General features: G+C 74.2%; 20 protein-coding genes and 1 pseudogene. 12 read left to right on the forward strand and 9 right to left on the reverse strand.

The window, feature by feature from the left end; genetic code table 11:
- Positions 1 to 25 precede the first annotated feature (25 nt).
- On the reverse strand, positions 26 to 1453 hold the full coding sequence (locus HUT16_RS34120) for a serine hydrolase (protein ID WP_176191864.1): 1428 nt from the start codon (positions 1451 to 1453) through the stop codon (positions 26 to 28).
- Positions 1454 to 1595: 142 nt separating this feature from the next.
- The gene (gene ligD, locus HUT16_RS34125) at positions 1596 to 2597 is read right to left on the reverse strand and encodes a non-homologous end-joining DNA ligase (RefSeq protein ID WP_176191865.1); all 1002 of its coding nucleotides are present in this window, start codon (positions 2595 to 2597) and stop codon (positions 1596 to 1598) included.
- Between the two features lie 172 nt (positions 2598 to 2769).
- On the opposite strand from ligD, the gene HUT16_RS34130 reads away from it, so the two are divergent.
- Positions 2770 to 3834, forward strand: coding sequence for an ATP-dependent DNA ligase (locus HUT16_RS34130; RefSeq protein WP_176191866.1), 1065 nt, complete (start codon positions 2770 to 2772; stop codon positions 3832 to 3834).
- On the opposite strand, the gene HUT16_RS34135 is transcribed toward HUT16_RS34130, so the two are convergent.
- On the reverse strand, positions 3807 to 4850 hold the full coding sequence (locus tag HUT16_RS34135; protein WP_176191867.1) for a TetR/AcrR family transcriptional regulator: 1044 nt from the start codon (positions 4848 to 4850) through the stop codon (positions 3807 to 3809). The genes HUT16_RS34130 and HUT16_RS34135 overlap by 28 nt on opposite strands.
- Before the next feature lie 169 nt (positions 4851 to 5019).
- Between HUT16_RS34135 and HUT16_RS34140 the strand changes: the two genes are divergently transcribed.
- Positions 5020 to 6237: an FAD-dependent monooxygenase gene (locus HUT16_RS34140; protein ID WP_176191868.1), complete on the forward strand. Its 1218-nt coding sequence runs from the start codon at positions 5020 to 5022 to the stop codon at positions 6235 to 6237.
- A gap of 148 nt (positions 6238 to 6385) precedes the next feature.
- Here the strand turns inward: HUT16_RS34140 and HUT16_RS34145 are convergent, their stop codons facing one another.
- Positions 6386 to 8338 (reverse strand): fibronectin type III domain-containing protein, encoded by a 1953-nt coding sequence (locus HUT16_RS34145; protein WP_176191869.1) that lies wholly within the window; start codon positions 8336 to 8338, stop codon positions 6386 to 6388.
- 442 nt (positions 8339 to 8780) lie between these two features.
- Here HUT16_RS34145 and tdh point away from each other — a divergent pair, with 442 nt between their 5' ends.
- The 3 genes from tdh to HUT16_RS34160 all read left to right on the forward strand — a co-directional run bounded on the left by tdh (position 8781) and on the right by HUT16_RS34160 (position 12285).
- Positions 8781 to 9812: an L-threonine 3-dehydrogenase gene (tdh, locus tag HUT16_RS34150; RefSeq protein WP_176191870.1), complete on the forward strand. Its 1032-nt coding sequence runs from the start codon at positions 8781 to 8783 to the stop codon at positions 9810 to 9812.
- Between the two features lie 107 nt (positions 9813 to 9919).
- Positions 9920 to 11110 carry a glycine C-acetyltransferase gene (locus HUT16_RS34155; protein ID WP_176191871.1) on the forward strand — a complete coding sequence of 397 codons (1191 nt, stop codon included), beginning with the start codon at positions 9920 to 9922 and terminating at the stop codon, positions 11108 to 11110.
- A 254-nt stretch (positions 11111 to 11364) separates the two neighbouring features.
- Complete coding sequence (locus HUT16_RS34160; RefSeq protein ID WP_176191872.1) at positions 11365 to 12285, forward strand: LysR family transcriptional regulator; 921 nt, start codon at positions 11365 to 11367, stop codon at positions 12283 to 12285.
- A gap of 230 nt (positions 12286 to 12515) precedes the next feature.
- Here HUT16_RS34160 and HUT16_RS34165 read toward each other — a convergent pair whose 3' ends face one another.
- On the reverse strand, positions 12516 to 12863 hold the full coding sequence (locus HUT16_RS34165; protein ID WP_176191873.1) for a S26 family signal peptidase: 348 nt from the start codon (positions 12861 to 12863) through the stop codon (positions 12516 to 12518).
- 165 nt (positions 12864 to 13028) lie between these two features.
- Here HUT16_RS34165 and HUT16_RS39520 point away from each other — a divergent pair, with 165 nt between their 5' ends.
- The 3 genes from HUT16_RS39520 (at position 13029) to HUT16_RS34175 (ending at position 15024) form a co-directional block, all read left to right on the forward strand.
- Positions 13029 to 13160 carry a hypothetical protein gene (locus HUT16_RS39520; protein WP_303392120.1) on the forward strand — a complete coding sequence of 44 codons (132 nt, stop codon included), beginning with the start codon at positions 13029 to 13031 and terminating at the stop codon, positions 13158 to 13160.
- Positions 13157 to 13576 (forward strand): type II toxin-antitoxin system death-on-curing family toxin, encoded by a 420-nt coding sequence (locus HUT16_RS34170; RefSeq protein WP_254898127.1) that lies wholly within the window; start codon positions 13157 to 13159, stop codon positions 13574 to 13576. The genes HUT16_RS39520 and HUT16_RS34170 overlap by 4 nt, the downstream gene beginning before the upstream one ends.
- Positions 13577 to 14124: 548 nt before the next feature.
- Entirely contained in the window at positions 14125 to 15024 is a 900-nt protein-coding gene (locus HUT16_RS34175) for a Gfo/Idh/MocA family protein (RefSeq protein WP_303392151.1), read from the forward strand.
- Between the two features lie 59 nt (positions 15025 to 15083).
- Here the strand turns inward: HUT16_RS34175 and HUT16_RS34180 are convergent, their stop codons facing one another.
- Entirely contained in the window at positions 15084 to 15848 is a 765-nt protein-coding gene (locus HUT16_RS34180; protein ID WP_176191875.1) for a glucose 1-dehydrogenase, read from the reverse strand.
- Between the two features lie 189 nt (positions 15849 to 16037).
- On the reverse strand, positions 16038 to 16712 hold the full coding sequence (locus tag HUT16_RS34185) for a TetR/AcrR family transcriptional regulator (protein ID WP_176191876.1): 675 nt from the start codon (positions 16710 to 16712) through the stop codon (positions 16038 to 16040).
- A gap of 151 nt (positions 16713 to 16863) precedes the next feature.
- Between HUT16_RS34185 and HUT16_RS34190 the strand changes: the two genes are divergently transcribed.
- Positions 16864 to 17862, forward strand: a complete 999-nt coding sequence (locus HUT16_RS34190; protein WP_176191877.1) for a phosphatase PAP2 family protein — start codon at positions 16864 to 16866, stop codon at positions 17860 to 17862.
- A gap of 520 nt (positions 17863 to 18382) precedes the next feature.
- A complete protein-coding gene (locus HUT16_RS34195; RefSeq protein ID WP_176191878.1) occupies positions 18383 to 18577 on the forward strand; it encodes a hypothetical protein in 195 nt (64 codons plus the stop codon).
- A 14-nt stretch (positions 18578 to 18591) separates the two neighbouring features.
- On the opposite strand, the gene HUT16_RS34200 is transcribed toward HUT16_RS34195, so the two are convergent.
- On the reverse strand, positions 18592 to 19035 hold the full coding sequence (locus tag HUT16_RS34200) for a hypothetical protein (protein WP_176191879.1): 444 nt from the start codon (positions 19033 to 19035) through the stop codon (positions 18592 to 18594).
- Positions 19036 to 19388: 353 nt separating this feature from the next.
- Positions 19389 to 19658: pseudogene (locus HUT16_RS34205) on the reverse strand (transposase); the annotation flags it as partial.
- Between the two features lie 204 nt (positions 19659 to 19862).
- On the opposite strand from HUT16_RS34205, the gene HUT16_RS34210 reads away from it, so the two are divergent.
- Together HUT16_RS34210 and HUT16_RS34215 are read left to right on the forward strand one after the other, a co-directional pair.
- Positions 19863 to 20741 carry an inositol monophosphatase family protein gene (locus HUT16_RS34210; RefSeq protein WP_176191881.1) on the forward strand — a complete coding sequence of 293 codons (879 nt, stop codon included), beginning with the start codon at positions 19863 to 19865 and terminating at the stop codon, positions 20739 to 20741.
- A gap of 98 nt (positions 20742 to 20839) precedes the next feature.
- Positions 20840 to 22471: an AMP-binding protein gene (locus HUT16_RS34215; protein ID WP_176191882.1), complete on the forward strand. Its 1632-nt coding sequence runs from the start codon at positions 20840 to 20842 to the stop codon at positions 22469 to 22471.
- The last annotated feature ends 60 nt before the right edge of the window (positions 22472 to 22531 follow it).

Below are 22531 nucleotides of genomic sequence, written 5' to 3' on the forward strand. Positions count from 1 at the left end.
CTCTCGCTGTCGGGCCGCCTCCGTGCTACGCGACGTCCGGCCGGGTCATCAGCGGTGAGCGCAGGTGCAGCTCCAGCCGGGGGCCGGTCAGCGGTACGGTGCTCCACACCGCCGTCGCCGTCGCCGCGGTGGCGTCCACGGTCAGCCGGACGCGGTGCGGCGTGGTGGCCAGGTACAGGTCGGCGACGAAACCGCCGTCCTGCCAGGCACCGACCGCGAGGACCGGGCGGCCCAGCGGGGCGCTCTCCCGCCAGGTGCCGTGCCCGACCGGGACCTCCGGGAGCGGGCCGAGGCGGACGACCCACCCGCCGTCGGCCGGGTCGACGGACACCGCCGTCCCGTCCGGCAGCGCCGATCCCTCGGGCGAGGCGTCGAGCACCGCGCGGACCGGGCGCCCCGGCCCGGCGGTGCCCGGCACCGGCGGCAGCGACAGCCCCCGCAGCCGGGCGGCCAGCGCCGCGTCGTCCGCAGGGCCGTCCGGCCGGCCGATGCCGGGCAGCAGGCACTCCCACAGGGCGTCGAACACCGGCTGGGAGTCGCCCTGCGCGGTGACGGCCACCACCAGGTCGTGCGAGGGGAGCACCACGCACTGCTGCCCGAAGGCGCCGTTGCCGTGGTACCCGTGCCGGGACATCCAGAACTGGTAGCCGTAGCCGCAGGAGAAGTCCGCATCCTTCGCGCCGCTGATGAACGACTCGGAGGCGACGTGCCGACGCGTCGCGAGTTCGACCCAGGCGCGCGGGACGAGCTGCCGGTCGCCCCGGCGGCCGCCGCGCAGCAGCAGCTCGCCGAAGGCGGCCACCGCCTCGGTGGTCAGGTGCAGCCCGTGGAACCCGAACGCGGCGCCGCTGCCGACCCGGTCCCACTCGGCGTGGTCGACGCCCATCGGGCCGAACAGCCGCTCGTCGAGGAACTCCGGCAGGCCGCGCCCGGTGACCCGCTCCACCATCCTGGCCAGCAGGAAGGTGGTCGCGTTGTCGTAGACGTGCCGCGTCCCCTCGGGGACGGTGAACGGCAGGCCCAGGAAGCCCCGCACCAGGTCGTCCGGCTCGCGCTCCCACGCCTCGGTGAGGCCGTCCGCGGGATGCCCGGTGGTCATCGTCAGCAGGTGGTGGACGGTCAGCCGGCGGGCCTGCTCGGAGGCGTCGGCCGGCACGTGCTCGGGCAGCACGTCCACCACCCGGTCCTCCGGCGACAGCAGCCCGTCGGCGACCGCCAGGCCCACCGCGACCGAGGTGAACGACTTCGTCAACGAGTAGAGCAGCTGCGGCCGTTCGGCCGAGTACGGCGCCCACCAGCCCTCGGCGACGACCTGCCCCCGGTGCACCACCATCAGCGAGTGGCACTCGACGGAAGGCGCCGCCAGGCGGTCCAGCAGCGCACCGACCGCCCGGGACGAGACACCGGCCGCCGCCGGGGCGGAACGCGGCAACAGGGCACGCGGAACGGACATCCTGACTCCCCGACAGGTACGGACCCCGGGACCGGGGCGGGCCGACCCGCGCATGCTACGGACGGCGCGGACGGGGTTCCACGGTTTTTCCGCCCGCCCGCCACCCCCGCCGCTCTCCCGTCCCGTCCCCCGGGGACGGCCGTCAGTCCCGCTTCCGGGCCCGGCTCGGCTGCACCCGGGACGGCTCGCCCGGCATCTTCGGGAAGTCCGGCGGGTAGGGCAGGTCGCCCGCGCCCTGGTGCGCGTACAGCTCCAACACCCGCTCCAGCGAAGCCCGTTCGTCGTCCATCCCGGCGTGCACGTCGCCGAGGTCGGCGAACCGACCGGGCAGCGTGCGCAGCGTGAAGTCGGCGGGGGAGACCCGCTCCAGCTCCTCCCAGCGCAGCGGCGCGGAGGCGGTGGCCTGCGGGCGGCGGCGCAGCGAGTACGGGGAGGCGATGGTGCGGTCGCGGGCCATCTGGTTGTAGTCGACGAAGATCCGCGCGCCGCGCTCCTCCTTCCACCAGGCGGTGGTGACCTCACCGCCCGAGCGGTGCTCCAGTTCGCGGCCGAGCGCGATCACGGCGTACCGGCACTCGGTGAACGTCCAGCGCGGCTCGATCGGCACGTACACGTGCAGGCCCCGGCCGCCGGACGTCTTGGGCCAGCCGGTCAGCCCGAACTCCGCCAGCAGCGGCCGCAGTTGCAGCGCCGCCCGGGCGGCGTCGGCGAAGTCGGTGCCGGGCTGCGGGTCGAGGTCGATGCGCAGCTCGTCCGGGTGCTCGGTGTCCGCGCGGCGCACCGGCCACGGGTGGAAGGTCAGGCAGCCCAGGTTCGCCGCCCACAGCACGGCGGCCTCCTCGGTCGGGCAGACCTCGTCGGCGGTGCGGCCGGACGGGAAGGCGACCCGCGCGGTCGGCAGCCAGTCCGGCAGGTTCTTCGGGGCGCGCTTCTGGTAGAAGAACTCGCCGTCCACGCCGTCCGGGAAGCGCTGCAGCGTGGTCGGCCGCTCGCGCAGCCCGCGCAGCACCCCGGGCGCGACCGCCAGGTAGTACTCGGCGACGTCCCGCTTCGTGTACCCGGGCTCCGGGTAGTAGACCTTGCTCGGGTTCGACAGCCGCACCGTCCGGCCGCCGACCTCCAGTTCCACCGCTGCTCCAGCCATGGCCCCACGCTAGGCAGCCCGCTCCGGCTCCCGGCCCCTCCGACACGCCGGACCCCCCGACGCGCCAAGCCCCTCCGATGCGCCAAGCCCCTCCGACACGTCAGGACCCTCCGACACGCCGGGCGGCCCGACACACCGCCCCCGCCCGTTCCGCCGGGCGACCATCGGAGGCATGCAGCTGCCCGTGATGCCCCCGGTGTCCCCGATGCTGGCCAAGCCCGTCACCACGATCCCGCCCGGCATGCAGTACGAGGCCAAGTGGGACGGTTTCCGGGCGATCGTGTTCCGCGACGGCGACGAGGTCGAACTCGGCTCCCGCACCGGCAAACCGCTCACCAGGTACTTCCCCGAGCTGGTCGGGGCGGTCCGGGAGCGGCTGCCCGAGCGCTGCGTCGTCGACACCGAGATCGTCGTCGCGCACGACGGACGGCTGCACTTCGAGGAGCTGCTGGAACGCATCCACCCCGCCGCCTCCCGGGTCCGCACCCTGGCCGAGCGCACCCCCGCCAGCATGGTCGCCTTCGACCTGCTCGCCCTGGACGACGCGGACCTGACCGGCCGCCCGCTGGCCGAGCGCCGCGCCGCACTCGCCCGCCTGCTGGCCGACGCCGCCCCGCCCGTCCACCTCGCCCCCGCCACCACCGACCTGGACACCGCCCGCGGCTGGTTCGCCCGCTTCGAGGGCGCCGGGCTGGACGGCGTGGTCGCCAAACCGCTCGACGCCCCCTACCGGCCCGGCGAACGCACCCTGTTCAAGATCAAGCACGTCCGCACCGCCGACTGCGTGGTGGCCGGCTACCGCGAGCACACGTCGGGGCCGGTGGTCGGCTCGCTGCTGCTCGGCCTGTACGACACCGACGGCACCCTCCAGCACGTCGGCGTCAGCGCCTCCTTCCCGATGGCCCGCCGGGCCGAACTCGCCGCCGAACTCGCCCCGCTGCGCCTGGACCCGGAACGGCTGGGCGACCACCCGTGGGCGCACTGGGAGGACGAGCGGGCCCAGGCGAGCAGCCGGCTGCCCGGCGCGATCAGCCGCTGGACCGGGAAGAAGGACCTCTCCTGGGTGCCGCTGCGCCCCGAGCGGGTGGCCGAGGTCGGCTACGACCACATGGAGGGCACCCGGTTCCGGCACACCACGCAGTTCAAGCGCTGGCGGCCCGACCGCACGCCGGAGAGCTGCACCTACGCGCAGCTGGAGGAGCCGGTCTCCTACGACCTGGGCGAACTGCTGTCCTGACCGGCCTGCGCCGCTTCCGTGGCCTGCGCCGCTTCCCCGGCCTGTACCGCCCGACCTGCCTGCGCCGCTTCCCCGGCCTCTGCCGCCTGCCCGACCAGCACCGCCAGCCCGTCCAGCAGCCGTTGCAGGCCGAACTCGAAGAGCCGGTCGAGGTCGAAGTCGTAGCCCTCCCGGGTGACCCGCAGGAAGGTCGGGTGGTCGGCGACCAGCTCCATGAAGACGCCCTCCTGCCGGTCCATCCACTCCTCGGCGTCGTGCCCGCTGGCGGCCTCCGCGGCGGCCTCCATCTCCAGGTTGAGCGCGGTGCCCCGGACGTAGTTGAACAGCGTCAGGTACGCGGTGAGCACGCTCTGCAGGTCCAGGCCCGCCCCGGCCAGGGCGGCGAGCATCCATTCGCCGAGCGGCAGCGCGCTGGGCAGCGGCTGGGGGCGGGTCACCGAGATCGCGGACGCCAGCCAGGGGTGCGCCCGGAACAGGCCCCAGAACAGGCGGGCGGCCAGCTCCAGCCGGGCCCGCCAGTCGAGCCCGGCGTCCGCGGCGGAGAGCGAGACCTCGGCGAAGACCCGGTCCATCATCAGGTCGACCAGGCCGTCCTTGTCCGGGACGTGCCGGTACAGCGACATGGTGGCCACGTCCAGTTCGGCGGCGACCCGGCGCATCGACAGCGCCTCCAGCCCCTCGGCATCGGCCACCGCGACCGCCGCGGCGACGATCCGCTCCGCGGTCAGCACGCCCTCCGGCGCGGGCCGCCGGGGCACCTGCCGCCCGGCCGCGCGCGGTGCCCGACCGGGCTCGGGGGAGGGCGCGGGGCTCCCGGCGACCACCGTGCCGACGCCCGGGACGGCCCGCACCAGGCCCCGGCCGCGCAGCTCCGTCAGCACCTTGGTCGCGGTGGCCATCGCGACGTTCCACCGCCGGGTGATCTCCCGGGTGGAGGGCACCCGGTCGCCCGGGCGCAGCTCGCCGCGCTCGATCCGCCCCCGCAGTTCGGCCGCGATCTGCTCGTAGCGGTCCACCCGCCCACCTCCGCACTAGTGCACCAGTGGGCACCATGCTAGCTGCCGGAGCGCTCCCGCCACCACCCTCCGGCACCTGGACGGGCGCACTAGTGCACTAGTGCAGCAATCTCGAAATCCCTCCGAAACGCATTGCCTAGTGCAGTGCGTACGGCGTACGTTCGGTGTCATGAAGAACGCGACGACCAATCTCGACATCCTCGTCTCGGGCGGCGGCATCGCCGGCCCCGCCGTGGCGTACTGGCTACGCAGGGCCGGATTCCGCCCGGTGGTGGTGGAACGCGCCCCCGCCCCCCGGCCCGGCGGCCAGACCGTCGACCTGCGCGGCGCCGGACGCACCGTCATCGAACGGATGGGCCTGCTGGGCCGGGCCGGCGAGCTCGCCGTCGACCAGCGCGGCATCGCCCTGGTCGACCGGCGGGGCCGGCACACCGCCCGGATGCCCACCGAGCTCTTCGGCGGCGAGGGCATCGTCTCCGACCTGGAGATCCTCCGCGGCGACCTGGCCGGCCTGCTGTACGAGGCCACCGCCGACGACGTCGAGTACCTCTTCGACGACACCCTCACCGCCCTGCACGAGGACGCCGACGGCGTCCACGCCGTCTTCGAGAACGCCCCGCCCCGCCGGTTCGACCTGGTGGTCGGCGCCGATGGCCTGCACTCCACCACCCGCCGCCTCGCCTTCGGCCCGGAGCGCGACCACTTCGTCCCGCTCGGCGGCTACACCGCCTGGTTCACTGCCCGCCTCGACCTCGCGCTCGACGACTGGTTCCTGATGTACAACGCCCCCGGCGGCCGGGTCGTGATGGCCCGCCCCGGCCGGCTGCCCGGCGAGACCAAGGTCGCCTTCGGCTTCCGCTCCGCCCCGATCGCCCACGACCGCCGCGACCGGGCGGCCCAGCAGCGCCTGATCACCGAGAAGTTCGCCGGGGCCGGCTGGGAGACCGACCGGCTGCTCGCCGCGATGGCCGACGCCGAGGACTTCTACTTCGAGCACCTCGGCCAGGTCCGCCTCGACGGCTACACCCGCGGCCGCACCGCCCTGATCGGCGACGCCGCCTGCTGCCCCACCCCCCTCACCGGCCTCGGCACCAGCCTCGCCCTGGTCGGCGCCCACCTCCTGGCCGGCGAACTCGCCACCGCCCGCGGCGACTTCACCACCGCCTACGCCGCCTACCAGCACCGCATGCGCCCCTACGCCGCCCAGGCCCAGCAACTCCCGCCCGGCGGCATGCGCGGCTTCGCCCCCAACAGCGCCCCGATGATCGCCCTGCGCGCCGCCTCCATGCGCTGGATGACCCGCCGGCCCCTGCGCCGCATCATGGAAGCCCAGGCGGCCAAGGCCTCCGCCGTCGAACTCCCCGACTACACCCGGGCCTTCGCCTGAGCCCCGAACCCCGAACCCCGAACACCGAGCACCTCGCCCACCTCGCGCGTCCGCCCACCTCGCGCGTCCGAGCGTCCGAGCGTCCGAGCACGGGGACGGCCCCGGTCTCCGTGGGGTGAGACCGGGGCCGTCGGGGAGTGGTGGCGCGTCAGCCGGTGAAGCCGGCCGTGATGGAGGTGAACTGCCAGTCGGACTGGGCGATGCCGGAGCAGGTCTCCTGCAAGCCGCCGCCCGCGCAGCCGCGGTCGCGGTTGACCGACCAGAACGCCAGGCGGGCGATGTGGTTGGTGTTGGCCCAGTCGCGGATCGCGGTCCAGTTGGCCACGGTGGTGGTCTCGTTGTTGTCGCTGAGGCCGTTCATGCCGGAGATGCCCAGGTGCGCGTACGCGGTGGCGTCGTCCCAGCCGTAGACCGACTTGAGCTTGTTCTTCAGGCCGTTCGCCGCGCTGATGGTGGCGGCGTACATGTCGGTCGACGCGTTGCCGAAGTCGAACGGCATGATGGTGAAGACGTCGATGTCCGCGCCGAGCGCCTTGGACTGCTCGATCAGGCGGTTGCCGTCCGCGGTCGGGCCGCTGGTGGCGGTGCCGAAGGTGACGATCGTCTTGATGCCCGGGTTCTTCTGCTTGACGATCTTCAGCGCGTTCAGGATGCGGTCCTGGACGGTGTAGTTCTCGAACTCGTCGGTGTTCTCGATGTCGATGTCGATCGCCTTCAGGTTGTAGGCGTCGATCACCTTCTGGTAGGCGCCGGCCAGCGCGGTCGCGTCGGCGCAGTTCGGGCCGAGCTTGTTGCCCGACCAGCCGCCGAAGGACGGGACGACGTCGCCGCCCGCGGCGCGCACCGCGTTGATGGTCTGCTGGTCCACGCCGTTCAGCAGCGGGCGCTGGCTGTCCCAGGTCGGGTTGCAGCCGTTCTGCGCCAGCACGAAGGCGAGGGTGAACCACTTGATGCCGGTCGCGTTCATCACGGTGGTCGGGGACGGCGGGTTGCCCCAGCCGTTGTACAGGTACGGCGCGGCCTGCTTGAAGCCGCTCGGGGTGGTGGTCGGCGGGGTGGTCACCGCGAGGGAGTTGGAGGCGGCGGAGGCGTTGCCCGCCGCGTCCCGGGCCTTGACGGTGAAGGTGTAGGCGGTCGAGGCGGTCAGGCCGGTGACGGTCGCCGTGGTGCCGGTGACGCTGGCCGCCAGCGTGCCGTTGCGGTAGACGTCGTACGCGGTGACGCCGACGTTGTCGGTGGAGGCGCCCCAGGACAGCGAGACCTGGGTGGCCGCGGTCGCGGTGGCCGTCAGACCGGTCGGCGCGGTCGGCGCCTGCTGGTCGCCGCCCGCGGGCGTGGTCACCGCGAGCGAGTTGGAGGCGGCGGAGGCGTTGCCCGCCGCGTCGTGCGCCTTGACGGTGAAGGTGTAGGCGGTCGAGGCGGTCAGGCCGGTGACGGTCGCGCTGGTGCCGGTCACGGTGGTGACCAGCGTGCCGTTGCGGTAGACGTCGTAGCCGGTGACGGCGACGTTGTCGGTGGAGGCGCCCCAGGACAGCGAGACCTGGGTGGCCGCGGTCGCGGTGGCCGTCAGACCGGTCGGCGCGGTCGGCGCCTGGGTGTCCGGCGTGCCGCCGCCGGGGCCGTCCAGGCTGATGTCGTCCGCGTAGTACGTGCCCTGGCCGAACCAGCCGTTCAGGTACACCTCGGCGGTGGTCTGCGAAGCGCCGGTGGTGAAGCTCACCGTCAGCTGCTTCCAGTCGGACGCGGACGGCGTCCAGGTCGAGGTGCCGCCGGTGACGCCGAGGTACACGTAGTTGCCGCGCACCCAACTCGACAGCGAGTACGTGGTGTTGGGCTGCACCGCGACGGTCTGGACGCACTTGGCGTTGTCCGAGGCGCTCGCCGCGCCGGCCAGCGCCTTGCTGCCGCCGTGGACGGGGGTGGAGACCACGGAGCCGAGGCCGCCGGAGCAGGTCCAGCCGCTCAGGCTGCCGGTCTCGAAACCGGGGTTGGTCAGGATGTTCGCGGCGCTCGCGCTGCTCGGGACGGCGGCGACTGCGGCCGTGGCCAGCAGCAGCGCGGCCGCGCCGACCGCGGTGGCGCGGCGGTTGGGGGCGTGCACGGGTACCTCCAGTGGGGGATGGGGGCGGAGGTGCGTAGGGAGCGCGCACAACAAAATGGACTGGACCAATTGGTTATGTCAAGGCTAGGTCAAGGCGCGGACGCCCGGGTGACCCGCCGTCAGGCCCGCCCGCGAGCCGCCCGCGAGTCACCCGCGAGCCGCTCCGGCGCCGTCCGTGAGCCCCCGCCGCTGCTCCGTCCGGGTGTCTTGCGGCACGCCGGAGCGGGACCCCGGGCCCAGCTCGGGCACGATCGTTCAGCCCAGCTGTGGCACCCGTTAAGAATTCCTCGATGGACCGCACCCGCCGCGACCAGGCAGATTTCACCCTGCCCGGTCGGCGACCGCCGCACGCCGGGCCGCCCCACCGGGCCTGCGACCCGCGAGGCCCGCCCCGGGGCCTGCCGACCGCAGACCCGCCGAACCCGCGTCAGGAGCGCTCGCCGTGAAGGCACTCGTCAAGCTGAACGCCGAACCCGGACTCTGGATGACCGACGTCCCGGAACCGGAGATCGGCCCCGGCGACGTCCTGATCAAGGTCCTGCGCACCGGCATCTGCGGCACCGACCTGCACATCCGCAAGTGGGACAACTGGGCCCAGCAGACCGTCAAGACCCCGATGACCATCGGCCACGAGTTCGTCGGCGAGGTCGCCGCGGTCGGCGCCGCCGTCACCGACGTCGCCGTCGGCGACCTGGTCAGCGGCGAGGGCCACCTGGTCTGCGGCAAGTGCCGCAACTGCCTGGCCGGGCGCCGCCACCTGTGCCGCAACACCATCGGCCTGGGCGTCAACCGGGACGGCGCGTTCGCCGAGTACGTCGCGCTGCCCGCCTCCAACGTCTGGGTGCACCGCGTCCCCGTCGACCTCGACGTCGCCGCGATCTTCGACCCGTTCGGCAACGCCGTGCACACCGCGCTGTCCTTCCCGCTGGTCGGCGAGGACGTCCTGGTCACCGGCGCCGGACCGATCGGCATCATGGCCGCCGCCGTCGCCAAGCACGCCGGCGCCCGCAACGTCATGATCACCGACGTCTCCCCGTACCGCCTCGACCTCGCCCGCGAGCTCGGCGTCACCCTCGCCCTCGACGTCTCGCAGCACACCATCGAGGACGGCCAGCACCAGCTCGGCCTGCGCGAGGGCTTCGACGTCGGCCTGGAGATGTCCGGTCGGCCCGAGGCGATGCAGTCGATGATCGCCAACATGACGCACGGCGGGAAGATCGCCATGCTCGGCCTGCCCGCCGACGACTTCCCGATCGACTGGGCCCGCGTGGTCACCTCGATGATCACCATCAAGGGCATCTACGGCCGCGAGATGTTCGAGACCTGGTACGCGATGTCCGTGCTGCTGGAGGGCGGCCTCGACCTCACCCCGGTGATCACCGGCCGGCACGCCGCCCGGGACTTCGAAGCCGCCTTCGACGAGGCCGCCGGCGGCAACTGCGGCAAGGTCATCCTCGACTGGACGACGCTGTGACCCGCACCGCGTGATCCGTACCGCGTGATCCGCACCGTGTGACCCGTTACCGCGTGACCCGCACCGCGCACACGACCGCCGTACCTGCCGTTAGGAGCGACACCACCGTGTTCGAGAACGTCCGCGACGACCTCGCCGCCACCCTCGCCGAGATCCGCGAAGCCGGCCTGTTCAAGCCGGAACGCGTCATCGGCACCCCGCAGTCCGCCGAGATCACCGTCACCTCCGGCAACGGCGGCCAGGTGCTCAACTTCTGCGCCAACAACTACCTCGGCCTCGCCGACCACCCCGCCGTGGTCGCCGCCGCCAAGGACGCCCTGGACCGCTGGGGCTACGGCATGGCCTCCGTCCGCTTCATCTGCGGCACCCAGGACGTGCACAAGGAACTGGAGCAGCGCCTGTCCCAGTTCCTCGGCCAGGAGGACACCATCCTGTACTCCTCCTGCTTCGACGCCAACGGCGGCGTCTTCGAGACCCTGCTCGACGAGCGCGATGCCGTCATCTCCGACGCCCTCAACCACGCCTCCATCATCGACGGCATCCGCCTGTGCAAGGCCCGCCGCCACCGCTACGCCAACCGCGACCTCGCCGACCTGGAGAAGCAGCTCCAGGACACCCAGGACGCCCGCCGCCGGCTCATCGTCACCGACGGCGTGTTCTCCATGGACGGCTACATCGCCCCGCTGCGCGAGATCTGCGACCTCGCCGACCGCTACGACGCCATGGTCATGGTCGACGACTCGCACGCCGTCGGCTTCGTCGGCCCCACCGGCCGCGGCACCCCCGAACTGCACGGCGTCACCGACCGCGTCGACATCATCACCGGCACCCTCGGCAAGGCCCTCGGCGGCGCCTCCGGCGGCTACGTCGCCGCCCGCCGCGAGATCGTCGCCCTGCTGCGCCAGCGCTCGCGCCCCTACCTGTTCTCCAACTCGCTCGCCCCGGTGATCGCCGCCGCCTCGCTCACCGTGCTGGACCTGCTGGAGACCGGCGACGACCTGCGCGACCGGCTGCGCGCCAACACCGAGCTGTTCCGGACGAAGATGACCGAGGCCGGGTTCGAGATCCTGCCCGGCGAGCACGCCATCGCCCCCGTCATGATCGGCGACGCCGCCCGGGCCGGCCGCCTCGCCGAACTGCTGCTGGAGCGCGGCGTCTACGTGATCGGCTTCTCCTACCCGGTGGTGCCGCACGGCGCCGCCCGGATCCGGGTCCAGCTCTCCGCCGCGCACAGCACCGAGGACGTCGAGCGCGCCGTCGCCGCGTTCGTCGACGCCCGCGCGGCGCTGGACGCCTGACCCGACCCGACCAGGTGCGGGCACCCTCAACCGCACCCACCCCACGGGCCGCCCCGACCCCCCTCCACGGGCGGCCCGCCCGGCGCGGGGAGCCGTTCCCGGCTCCCCGCGCCGCCCGTTCTCGGTTCCCTGCGCCGCCCGTTCCCCCGCCGAATGGTCCGCGGGCGCCCCGCCACCCGTGCCGCACCGGCCCCAGCCGCGCCACCGGCCACCCGGCGTCCCGACCGGCCCCGCCGCGCTGGCAGAATTGACCCGTGATCGACGCACGACGGCTGCGGACCCTCCGGGCCGTGGCCGACCACCGGACCGTGACCGCCGCGGCGGCCGCGCTCTACCTCACCCCCTCCGCGGTCTCCCAGCAGCTCGCCGCCCTCGAACAGGAGACCGGCCACACCCTGCTGGTCCGGGCCGGCCGCGGCGTCCGGCTCACCGCCGCGGGCGAGATCCTGCTCACCCACGCCGACGCCGTCCTCGCCCAGCTCGAACGCGCCGAGGCCGACCTCGCCGCCTACGACTCCGGCGCCGCCGGCGAGGTCACCGTCGCGGCCTTCGCCACCGGCATCGCCCTCGTCCTCGCCCCCGCCATCACCGCCCTCGCCGACACCGCCCCCGACCTGCGGGTGCGGGTCCTCGACGCGGAGGGCGACGCCAGCCTGCCGATGCTGCTCGACGGACGCGCCGACCTCGCCGTCGCCGTCGAGTACCGCGGCGCCCCGCGCCCCGACGACCGCCGCCTCACCCGGCTGCCGCTGTACGCCGAGCCCTTCGACGCCGTCCTCCCGCTGCACCACCCGCTGGCCGCCGGGGCCGGCCCCGTCGCCGTCGCCGACCTCGCCGCCGAACCCTGGATCGGCCCCTACCCCGGCAACCCCTGCCACGACGTCGTCCTGCTCGCCTGCGAACACGCCGGCTTCCAGCCCCGCCTGGTGCACTCCTCCGACGACTTCCGCGCCGTCACCGCCCTCGCCTCGGCCGGCGCCGGCGTCGCCCTCGTCCCGCGCTCGGCCCTGCGCGGCACCGAACTCGCCGTCGTCGCCGTCCGCCCCGTCGACAGCCCACTGGCCACCCGCCGTGTCTTCGCCGCGACCCGGGCCGGCGCCGAACTCCACCCGCTGATCAGCCCCGTCCTGACCGCCCTGGCCCGGGCCGCCGAACACCTCGACCACCCGGCCTGACCTCCCGTCCGGCCTGATCCACCGTGCTCTTCCGGCGGCCTCCCGGCCTCCCGGCGGATGGCGCGACCCGGCCCGGGCCCGGACCTTTCCCGCGCACCGGCCCCGGTGCCAGCTCGGCCACATCCTCGCCGCCGGACTGCCCCGCACCCACCCCCGCACCGCCCACCACCTGCTGCGCCTGCCGCTCTCCGACCACCGCCCGCTGGCCGTCGACCTGCCGCTCTGAGCCCTCACCCGCCCCGGGTCTTCCCGGCCGCGCCGGGCCGGTCCACCCCGTCCACCGCCGCGCAGATGCCGAACACCCGGTCGTGGCCCGTCCAGCCGTTGACCCGGCCCCGGTTGTTGCTGATCTGCACCCGCCGCCGGGCCGGCTCCAGCGCCGACACCAGGTGCAGGTGGACCGTCCCGGCGACACGGGCCAGCACGATGTCGCCCACCGCCAGCCGCTCCGGGTCCACCGGGGCGACCCGCACCAGCTGTCGGCTGCGGATCAGCGGCACCATCGACGACCCCGTCGGCCGGAACTCCACCGAGGCCCCGGCGGACACCCGGGCCGCCACCGCGTCGAGCATTCCCATCGCGCGATCATGGCAGCGCGGCCCCACCGGGCTCCACCGGTTTTCCGTCGGACGTCCTGACGGTTCTTCAGGAACCTTCCCCCATCGAATAATCGATCGACTGCACCGGGCGTCAGCTGCTACTTTCCGCTCACGAACCGAACCAGGGCGGGAGGAGGCACCACGGTGGAGCAGCAGGAGCAGGAGCCGGAGGTCGCCGACCGCCCGGCGCGGTCGCGCGCGGAGCGGCGGGCCGCCCTGGTCGCCCGGATCCGGGCGGCGAACGCCGAGACGCTGGAGAGGCTGGCCGAACTGTGAGCGGGCACATCACGGACCACCTGGACGAGGAGGACGTCGAGTACCTGCTGGGCGGCCCCGACCTGGTGCGCGAGCGCCCGCTGCTACAGTCCGCACTCGGCCGCCCGCGGGCTTCGGCCTTCGGGGCGGACGCCTACCCGGACGTCTGGGCCAAGGCGGTCGCGTTCGGCGAGTCCCTCGCCCGCAACCACCCCATGACGGACCGGAACAAGCGCACCGCCTTCGAGTCGATGCTGCTGTTCCTCGACTACAACGGACAGCCGTACGCCGACCCGCACCCGGACGACGCCGTGGCCTTCGTGCTGTGCCTCGCCCAGGGCGGCTACGCGGGCCGCTTCGAGGAAGCGGCGGCCGACTTCCGCCGAATACTCGGCAGGCCCGTGCCCGGGCCCGTGCCCGAACCCGGTACCGACTGACGGCCCCGCCCGGGGCCGACGGTCGTCAACAAGGCGGTGCCCAAGGCCGGGGCGGCCAGGCCCTCGGGCGCGGACGCCCCGGCCGGGCCGTCCCCCTCCTGCTCGACCCGACCCGACCCGACCCGACCCGGCCCGGGCGGCATTCGCGGTTCCGCCGCAGTGCGGGGGAGCGCCGCCGGGCGGCCGTCCTGGCCGGATGCGACGCGGTGTCCATCCGCGCGCCCCGGAGCCCCGCCCCGGCCGCCCGGATCGCCGCCGCCCTGCGCGCCGCGCCCGCCCCGGTTCGGGTGCGCCCGATCGACCAGCGGGAATAGTTGGTGATGTACCGTCAATCAAGCCGCCCCGAACGCCGTCGCCGATCGTGGCGGCCCTCCGGGCGGCGCCGAACCGACCGGGTCCCGCACCGGCGCGAATCGGCCGATCCGTGGGCGTTCTGACTGCTCAGCACCCGTCCTGGCATATGCTGCCGGGTGGTCAGGGACGACCACCACCCACCCTCGCAGGAGTGCCCGATGAGCGATCACGAGACCGGCCGCAGCACGACCCCGATCCCGATCGGCGTCATCGGCCTCGGCGACATCGCGCAGAAGGCCTACCTGCCGGTCCTCACCGCCCAGCCCGGCATCGACCTGCGCCTGATGACCCGCGACCGGGCCAAGCTCGACCGGATCGGCGACGCCCACCGCCTCCCGTTCCGCACCACCGACCTGGGTGAGCTGATCGACTCCGGCATCCGCGCCGCGTTCGTCCACGCCGCCACCGACCAGCACGTCCCGATCGTCGAGGAACTGCTCACCCGCGGCGTCGACGTGTACGTGGACAAGCCGCTCGCCTACGACCTCGACGGCGCCCGCCGCCTGGTCGCCCTCGCCGAGCACACCGGCCGCTCCCTGCTGGTCGGCTTCAACCGCCGCCACGCCCCCGGCTACCTGCTCGCCGCCGAGCGCCCGCGCGACCTGATCGTCCTGCAGAAGCACCGCGAAGGCCTGCCCGAACGCGCCCGCACCCTGGTCTACGACGACTTCATCCACGTCGTGGACAGCCTGCGCTTCCTCGTCCCGGGCGAGATCGAGCACGTCGACGTCCGCTCCCGCGTCCGCGACGGCCTGGTCGAGCACCTCGTCCTCACCCTGGCCGGACGCGGCTTCACCGCCCTCGGCATCATGAACCGGGTCTCCGGCTCGACCGAGGAGATCCTCGAGGTCTCCGGCGCCGACTCCAAGCGCGAGGTCCACAACCTCGCCGAGATCATCGACCACCGCGGCCAGCCCACCGTCCGCCGCCGCGGCGACTGGGTCCCGGTCGCCCGCCAGCGCGGCATCGAACAGGTCGTCCTGCACTTCCTCGACGCCCTCCGGGCCGGCAAGACGCTCGACGCCACCGACGCCCTGCGCACCCACGAACTGTGCGAGCTCATCGTCGAGCGCATCGAGACCGCCGCACCCTGACTCCCACCCCCCGCCCGGCCGGCCCCGGCTACGACGCCCTCGGGGCCGGCCGTCCCGGATCACTGGCCCATCACGTACCGGACGGTCGGGCCGGTGGTCCAGCCGCCGTCCACCGCCAGCTCGGCGCCGGTGATGTAGGAGGCCGCGTCGGAGAGCAGGAAGACGGTGGCCGCGGCGATCTCGGGGGCCTCGCCGACCCGGCCCATCGGGGTGTTGGGGTAGTTGCCCTCGCCGCGCTGGATGCCGGTGGACGCGGTCATCGGGGTGTAGGTCATGCCCGGGTGGACGGAGTTCACCCGGATCCGGTCCACGCCCAGTTCCACCGCGCCGATCTTGGTCAGGCCGCGCACGCCCCACTTGGACGCGCCGTAGCCCGCGGTCAGCGCCAGGCCCATCAGGCCGGCCGCCGAGGAGATGTTCACCACCGAGCCGCCGCCCGCCGCCCGCAGCGCCGGGACGACCGTCTTCATGCCGATGAACACGCCGGTCAGGTTGACGTCGAGCACCTTGCGGAAGTGCTCCACCGACTCGTCGATCAGGAAGCTGCCGGTGGAGATGCCCGCGTTGTTCACCAGCCCGTGCACCGCCCCGAACTCGGCCTGCGCGTACGCCACCACGTCCGCCCAGTCCTGCTCCGAGCCGACGTCGTGGTGGCGGTAGCGGGCCCGCTCGCCCAACTCGGCGGCGGTGGCCGCGCCGTCCTCGTCCAGGACGTCGGTGACCAGGACGTTCGCCCCCGCCGCGACCGCCTGCTTCGCGGTCTCCGCGCCCAGGCCCCGGGCCCCGCCGGTGATGATGACGGTCTTGCCGGACAGCTCGCTCATGACTTGCTCCTCGTGCTCTGCGTGCCTCGTGGGCACCGTGCTTCCTTGCCGTACTGCGCTGTACTGCTCCGCAGCTGTGCAGGCGTGCAGCCGTGCGGTCGTACCGCTCCACCGCTCCACTGCTGCACCGCTCTGCTGCTCCACCGCTGCCGCCGCCGGGTCCGCGGGATTCCGCGCCGGGCAGGGCGTTCAGGGCACCGGTGCGGTCAGCAGACCGGTGCAGACGGAGACGAGGTCGGCGAGGTAGGCGCCGTCCCCGCTCAGGGTGGGCTCGCCCTCGGCGTGCTGCCGGGCGCGTTCGGCCAGCGCGGCCCCGATCAGGGTCAGCGCCAGGTCGATCCGCTCCAGCCGGACCGGCTCGGGGGCCAGCGGGACCAGCGGCGCCTCCAGCTCCAGGATCAGCCGCCAGTACAGGGTGCCCGCGAGCCCGGCGTGCGGGCGCCGCTCCCGGATGCCGCTGCGGTGGCTGACCTGGGTGGAGATCCGCAGGCAGTCCCGGCCGCGCTCGGTGCGCAGCTCGGTGGCCTCCGCGTCGACCAGCGCCCCGAGCAGCTCGCCCAGCGAGCGGCCCTCGGGCCGCGGCATCCGTTCGGCGAGCGCCCGCTCGGTGCGCTGCTGGCGCTCGGCCATCACCGCGTCCAGCAGGCCCTCGCGCGAACCGAAGTGGTACTGCACCGCGGACGGGTTCGCCTGCCCGGCCTGCCGGACCACCTCGCGCAGCTGCGCGCCGTGCACGCCCTGCGCCGCGAACAGCCGCTCGGCGGAGCGGATCAGCCGCGCCCGGGTGGACCCGCCACCGGCCGGTCCGTCGTCGGGCCCTTCGCCCGCTGGGGTGCTCCGTGCACCCGTTGACTTGCTCGCCATGTCTCCACATTAATACTCGGCATTATTAATGTCGAGCATTAGTCCGATCGGCCGTTTCCGCCACCCGTCCGTGTGTCCCCTGGGAAATCGCTGGGAAGCCCGGCGCGCGGCATGAGGAATCTCCAAGCCGCCGTTGCTAGCTTCGTGACGCATGATCGACTCGTCCCACCTGGCAGCCCGGTCACGCTCCCTGGCGCTCCACCTGCTGTCCCGGCTGAAACTCCGACACCTCGCCTGGCCGCTGTTCGTCCTGGCGTTCTGGTACTACCTCTCGGTCTACGGCCTGCCGTACGCCAACGACGTCGTCTTCCTGTGGCTGATGGCCGCCCTGATCGCGGCGTCCGTGCACAGCGGCGGCCGCCGGGGCTGGCTGTACGTGCTGCGGGACTGGATCCCGGTGATGGCCGTGGTCTGGGTCTACTCCCTGCTGCGCGGCTACGGGGCGCACACGCCGTGGCCCCCGCACTACGCCCCGCAGATCGCCTTCGACGAGGTGCTCGGCTTCGGCGAGACCTGGACCGTCCGGCTGCAGGACTGGCTCTACCACCCCGGCAACCCGCAGTGGTACGACTACGCCGCCGTCACCGTCTACATGTCGCACTTCTTCGCGGTGTTCGTGATCCTCGCCGTGCTCTGGAAGCGCGACCACGCCCGCTTCCGGCATTTCCTCGGCTGCTACCTCGCGATGACCGCGATCGGCTTCGCCACCTACGTGCTCTACCCCGCCGACCCGCCGTGGCTGGCCGGTCTGGAGCACCACATGCCGACCGTCGACCGGGTGGTCAACACCGTGCTCAACGACAGCGGCCTGCCCCGGGCGGGCACCATCTTCGAGAACGGCAGCAAGTTCGCCAACGACGTCGCCGCGATGCCCTCGCTGCACGCCGCCTACCCGATGGTGATCGCGCTGTTCTTCTGGCCGCTGGCCGGCCGCAAGCTGCGCGTCCTGCTCGCCGCCTACCCCCTGGCGATGGCGTTCACGCTGGTCTACGGCGCCGAGCACTTCATCATCGACATCCTGGTCGGCTGGGCCTTCGCCTGGGCGATGGTCGCCCTGGTCAACCGCATCGTCGCCCGCCGAGCTGCGGCCCGGGCCGTGAAGGAGGCGGCCGTCGAGCCGGCCGTCGAACCGACCGTCCCGGTCGGCTGACGACCGGCGCTCCCCACGCCCGTGGGCCCCGGCCCCGGTCCGGCAAGGTGGTGCCGGGCCGGGGCCCTTCCGCATCCCGGCCCGGGGCGGCGCGCGATGGCCACCGCGCGCCGTCCGGGTGAGCGCGTGAGCCCCCGCGCGAGCGCCCGCGCGGGGGGTCGGGGCGGGGCCCGGGAGGGGGCCCGTTCCGGGCGCCGCCCGGCCTGTTCCGCACCGCCGGAGGGTCGTCCTGCGGATTCTGAACGGATACCAGGAAGTCCCTGGGTGTTCGCTGTGAATCGAACGGTAGGCGCGTCCGCGCTGGTGGGCCGCCCGAGTGAACCTGACGGGCCGTCAGCCGGCGCCGTTCCGGACCGGTCGAAGGGGCGCGGTGAAGGCTTTGCCAATCCGTGGCGGAGTCTTGTTCCGCCCCCCGGTAGCGTCGTGCGGAACCCAGCAGGAGGACCCGCATCATGGCCGCACCCCACGCTCCGTCAGCGCCCGGCGCGCGCGCCCGATCCGCCGGCCGGCCGACGGCCCGATGATCTCCGGCCACGTCGCCGCATCCGCCCTGTGGGCGGTCCTGACCCCGCTGGGCGTGCTGCTCTCCGGCCTCGGCCTGGCCTCCACGATCCGGATCCGCCCCGGCACCGACCGCCCCCGCGACCACCTGCTCGGCCCGCTGCTGATCGCCTCCGGCATCCTGGTCGCGGGCTTCGGCCTCTGGCTGCTCTGAGCGGACGCCCGGGCCTACTCGCCGGAACCGCCGTAGCTGCCGTAGTCGCTGTAGCCGCCGGGGGCGCCCGCGCGGGACCCGCCCGGTCCGGGCCGGTCGCCCCGACCGTCCGGGACGAGCGGAGCGTCCGGGCCGTCGGCGAACCAGTGGCCGATGTTGGTCCAGTCGAACCCCGCCCGCCACGCCGCCCGCCCCTCCGACCAGCCGACCAGGGCGCTCACCACCTTGGCGGGGGAGACGGTCAGGGTCCGGTAGTGCTCGGCGGGCACGCCGTCCCGGTACTCCAGCTCGTAGACGCCGTTCTCCCGCAGGCGCACCTGCACGTACCAGTCGCCGGCCGGTTCGCCCGCGCCGAACCGTTCGACGATCAGGTGGGAGTCGCCGCGCTGCATGTTCGCCACCAGCCGGCTCAGGGCCGCCGCCCCGGGGTCGCGCATCGACAGTCCGCGCTCGGTCATCGCGTGAAGCATGCGTGGAGCATGCCGCACCTCACCGACAACCACGCGGTCGGGGTGACCGCCGAACACCCCGGTCGCGCCCGGCCCGGACCGGCGCCGGGACGGGAACCGACGCTCTGTCCGGTACGCCCCCGAGGCGGTCAACTCCGATTGGACCTAAGCGAGTTCCTCGGCCGGGAAAGCGCCGGAACCCACCGCACCGGAACCCACCGCACCGGCACGCCCCGACGGGCCGTCAGCAGGGCCGCCGCCGGTTCCCGCCGCCGGAACCGCGGTCACCCGCCGCCCCGGCTCCGCTGCCGCGAGTCGTCGATCACCGTCCGGGACCAGTCCAACCCGTCCGCCCGGTACGCCTCGTCCAGCAGCACCCGTTGCAGCCGGTCCCACACCCCGGCCTCCTGCCAGTCCCGCAGTCGGCGCCAGCACGTCATGCCCGACCCGAACCCCAGCTCCTGCGGCAGCCACTCCCACTGGATGCCGGTGTGCAGCACGAACAGGATCCCCTGCAGACAGCCCCGGTCCTTCACCGACGGCCGCCCCAACCCCTGCCGCCGCACCGGCAACAGCGGCTCGATCCGCTCCCACAACTCATCCGACACCAACCACGGCGGTCTCTTCCCCACGCCCAGCCCAACGACCCACCCGCCGAACGGACATGGCCGACGCGCCGACCACCCCGCCGCCCGCCCCGCTCCCGCGTTCCGCCCCGAACAACCGCTTCCACCGGCCGGAAAGTCGGTGATAGACAGTCAACCGGGTGCGCCGATCACGACGTCCCGGTCCTGCCGCGCCAACCCCCGTTCCACCCACCGAAAGGCCCCCGCCCCGTGACCGACCCGACGGCCGACCCGACGGCCGACCCGACGACCGACCCGACGACCGACCCCGCATCCGGCCCCGCGGCCGACGCCGACCTCGCCCGCCGGGCCGCCGAACTCGGGGCGCGGGTGGTCCGCGGCCGGGCCTGGGAGGGCGTCGCCCGGGAGGACAAGGGCGGCGGCGACTTCGCGACCGCCGTGGACATCGAGGCCGAGCGGGCCGTGCTCGGCCTGCTCCGCCGGGAGGCCCGGCCCGGCGACGCGTTCACGGGGGAGGAGAGCGGCCGCACCGGCCCGGCCGACGCCGCCCGCCGCTGGCTGGTGGACCCGCTGTGCGGGACGCTCAACTTCGCGGTGGGCACCCACCTGGTGGCCGTCAACGTCGCCCTGCGCGAGCACGGCCGGACGACCGCCGCGGCCGCCGCGGACCCGTACACCGGCGAGACGTACTGGACCGACGGCACCGCCGCCCGGCTGCGCCGCGACGGCCGCGACACCCCGCTCGTGCCGTCCGCCGACTCCCGGCTGGTCGACCTCAACCTCGACCCGCCCTACCCGAACGCCCCCGCCCTGCGGGTCGCGCGCCTGCTCACCGACCCCGGCTTCGAGTCGGCCTTCCGCCCCCGGGTGGTGTCCACCACGCTCGCGGTGGCCTGGGTCGCGGCGGGTCGCCGCGCCGGGTACCTGACGGACGGCCTGCTGGCCGACAGCGTCCACTTCGCGGCGGGCATCGCGCTCTGCGAGGCCGCCGGCTGCACCGTCACCGACCTGCGCGGCGCGCCGGTGCACAGCGGCGCCGGCGGCCTGATCGCCGCGGCCGACGCCGACACGCACGCCCGCCTGCTCGACCTGGTCACCCGCCAGGAGATCCGTCCCGTACGCCGGTAAGCCCGTCACGCGCCCTGGTGGCGCCCTCCGCCCCCCGGCACGCTTGCACCGCGTCCGCACCCCGCGGGCCGCGACCGCCGAGCCGCCCGGAGGCCCGCATGGTGTTCCACAGCGACTACCCGCCCGTCGCCCCGCTGGACCTGCCGGTCCACGAGGCCGTCCTGGGCGGCTGCGCGAGCGGCGAGCACGCCGAACGCCCGGCCCTGGTGGACGGGCTGACCGGGCGCAGCGTCAGCTACCGGGAGCTGGACGCGGACAGTCGCCGCCTCGCCGCCGGCCTGGCCGAGGCCGGGGTGGCCAAGGGCGACGTGGTGGCGCTGCACAGCCCGAACTCGCTGGCCTACCCGCTGGCGTTCTTCGGGGTGACCCGCACCGGGGCGACGGTCACCCCGGTCAACCCGCTCGCCACCCCGGCCGAGTTCGCCGGCCGGCTGCGCGACTGCGGCGCCCGCTGGATCATCACCACCGCCGCACTGCTGCCCGTCGCCCGGCTGGCCGCCGCCGAACACCCGGTCGCCGGTGTCTTCCTCTGCGACGCGCCGAGCACGGCAAGCGCGACGGACCGGACGGCCCGCGCCCCCCGCACGCTCGCCGACCTGGCCGCCTGCTCCGCCCCCGAGCCCGAGCCGCACCTCGACCCGGCCACCGACCTGGCCGTGCTGCCGTACTCCAGCGGGACGACCGGCCTGCCCAAGGGCGTGATGCTCACCCACCGCTCGGTCTCCACCAACCTCGCCCAGACCGACGCCCTGCTCGGCCCGCGCCCCGGCGAACGCGTCCTGGCGGTGCTGCCGTTCTTCCACGTCTACGGCCTGGCCGCGGTGCTCAACCGCCCGCTGCGGGCCCGCTCCACCGTGGTGGTGCTGCCCCGCTTCGACCTGGAGCAGTTCCTGACCGCCGTCCAGCGCCACCGCATCGAGGCGCTGTACGTGGCCCCGCCGATCGTCCTCGCCCTGGCCAAGCACCCGCTGGTCGACCGCTTCGACCTGTCCTCCGTCCGCTACGTGCTGAGCGCCGCCGCCCCGCTGGACGCCGACCTGGCCGCCGCCGCGGCCCGCCGACTGGGCCTGCCGCACCTGCTGCAGGGCTACGGCATGACCGAGCTCTCCCCGGTCACCCACCTCGTCCCGCCCGGCGAACCGCACCCCCCGGTCGGCACCGTCGGCCGGCTCGCCCCCGGCACCGAGCTGCGGATCCGCGCCCTCGACGGGCCGCCCCGCGACCTCGGCCCCGGCGAGGACGGCGAACTGCTGTTCCGCGGCCCGCAGGTGATGAAGGGCTACCTCGGCAGGGCGGCCGAGACCGCGGCCGCCGTCGACCCGGACGGCTGGCTGCACACCGGCGACGTCGGCCGCGTCGACGTCGACGGCTGGCTGTTCGTGGTCGACCGGGTGAAGGAGCTGATCAAGTACAAGGGCTACCAGGTCGCCCCGGCCGAGCTGGAGGCGCTGCTGCTCACCCACCCGCGGATCACCGACGCCGCCGTGGTCGGCGTCACCGACGCCCACGGCGCCGAGCACCCCAAGGCGTACGTGGTGCCCGCGTTCGGCTGCGACCTGGCCGAGCAGGAGGTGGTCGAGTACGTGGCCCGCCGGGTCGCCCCCTACAAGAAGGTCCGCGAGGTGGAGTTCCTGGACGCGGTGCCGAAGTCCGCCACCGGCAAGATCCTGCGCCGCGAACTGCGGGCCCGGGCGGCGAAGCCGGGACACCGCCCCGGCGGGGGTGCATAGGATGCGGGACACCCGGGCCCACCCCCGTCCGGGGACCCGCCGCGCCGACCCGGAGCCGCC

The sequence above is a fragment of the Kitasatospora sp. NA04385 genome, assembly GCF_013364235.1.
Lineage (GTDB): Bacteria > Actinomycetota > Actinomycetes > Streptomycetales > Streptomycetaceae > Kitasatospora.

Coding starts and splice junctions, on each gene's coding strand:
- HUT16_RS34120 (WP_176191864.1), bottom strand. CDS start 1,453: ATGTCCGTTCCGCGTGCCCTGTTGCCGCGTTCCGCCCCGGCGGCGGCC.
- ligD (WP_176191865.1), bottom strand. CDS start 2,597: ATGGCTGGAGCAGCGGTGGAACTGGAGGTCGGCGGCCGGACGGTGCGG.
- HUT16_RS34130 (WP_176191866.1), top strand. CDS start 2,770: ATGCAGCTGCCCGTGATGCCCCCGGTGTCCCCGATGCTGGCCAAGCCC.
- HUT16_RS34140 (WP_176191868.1), top strand. CDS start 5,020: ATGAAGAACGCGACGACCAATCTCGACATCCTCGTCTCGGGCGGCGGC.
- HUT16_RS34165 (WP_176191873.1), bottom strand. CDS start 12,863: ATGGGAATGCTCGACGCGGTGGCGGCCCGGGTGTCCGCCGGGGCCTCG.
- HUT16_RS34180 (WP_176191875.1), bottom strand. CDS start 15,848: ATGAGCGAGCTGTCCGGCAAGACCGTCATCATCACCGGCGGGGCCCGG.
- HUT16_RS34185 (WP_176191876.1), bottom strand. CDS start 16,712: ATGGCGAGCAAGTCAACGGGTGCACGGAGCACCCCAGCGGGCGAAGGG.
- HUT16_RS34190 (WP_176191877.1), top strand. CDS start 16,864: ATGATCGACTCGTCCCACCTGGCAGCCCGGTCACGCTCCCTGGCGCTC.
- HUT16_RS34195 (WP_176191878.1), top strand. CDS start 18,383: ATGATCTCCGGCCACGTCGCCGCATCCGCCCTGTGGGCGGTCCTGACC.
- HUT16_RS34200 (WP_176191879.1), bottom strand. CDS start 19,035: ATGACCGAGCGCGGACTGTCGATGCGCGACCCCGGGGCGGCGGCCCTG.
- HUT16_RS34215 (WP_176191882.1), top strand. CDS start 20,840: ATGGTGTTCCACAGCGACTACCCGCCCGTCGCCCCGCTGGACCTGCCG.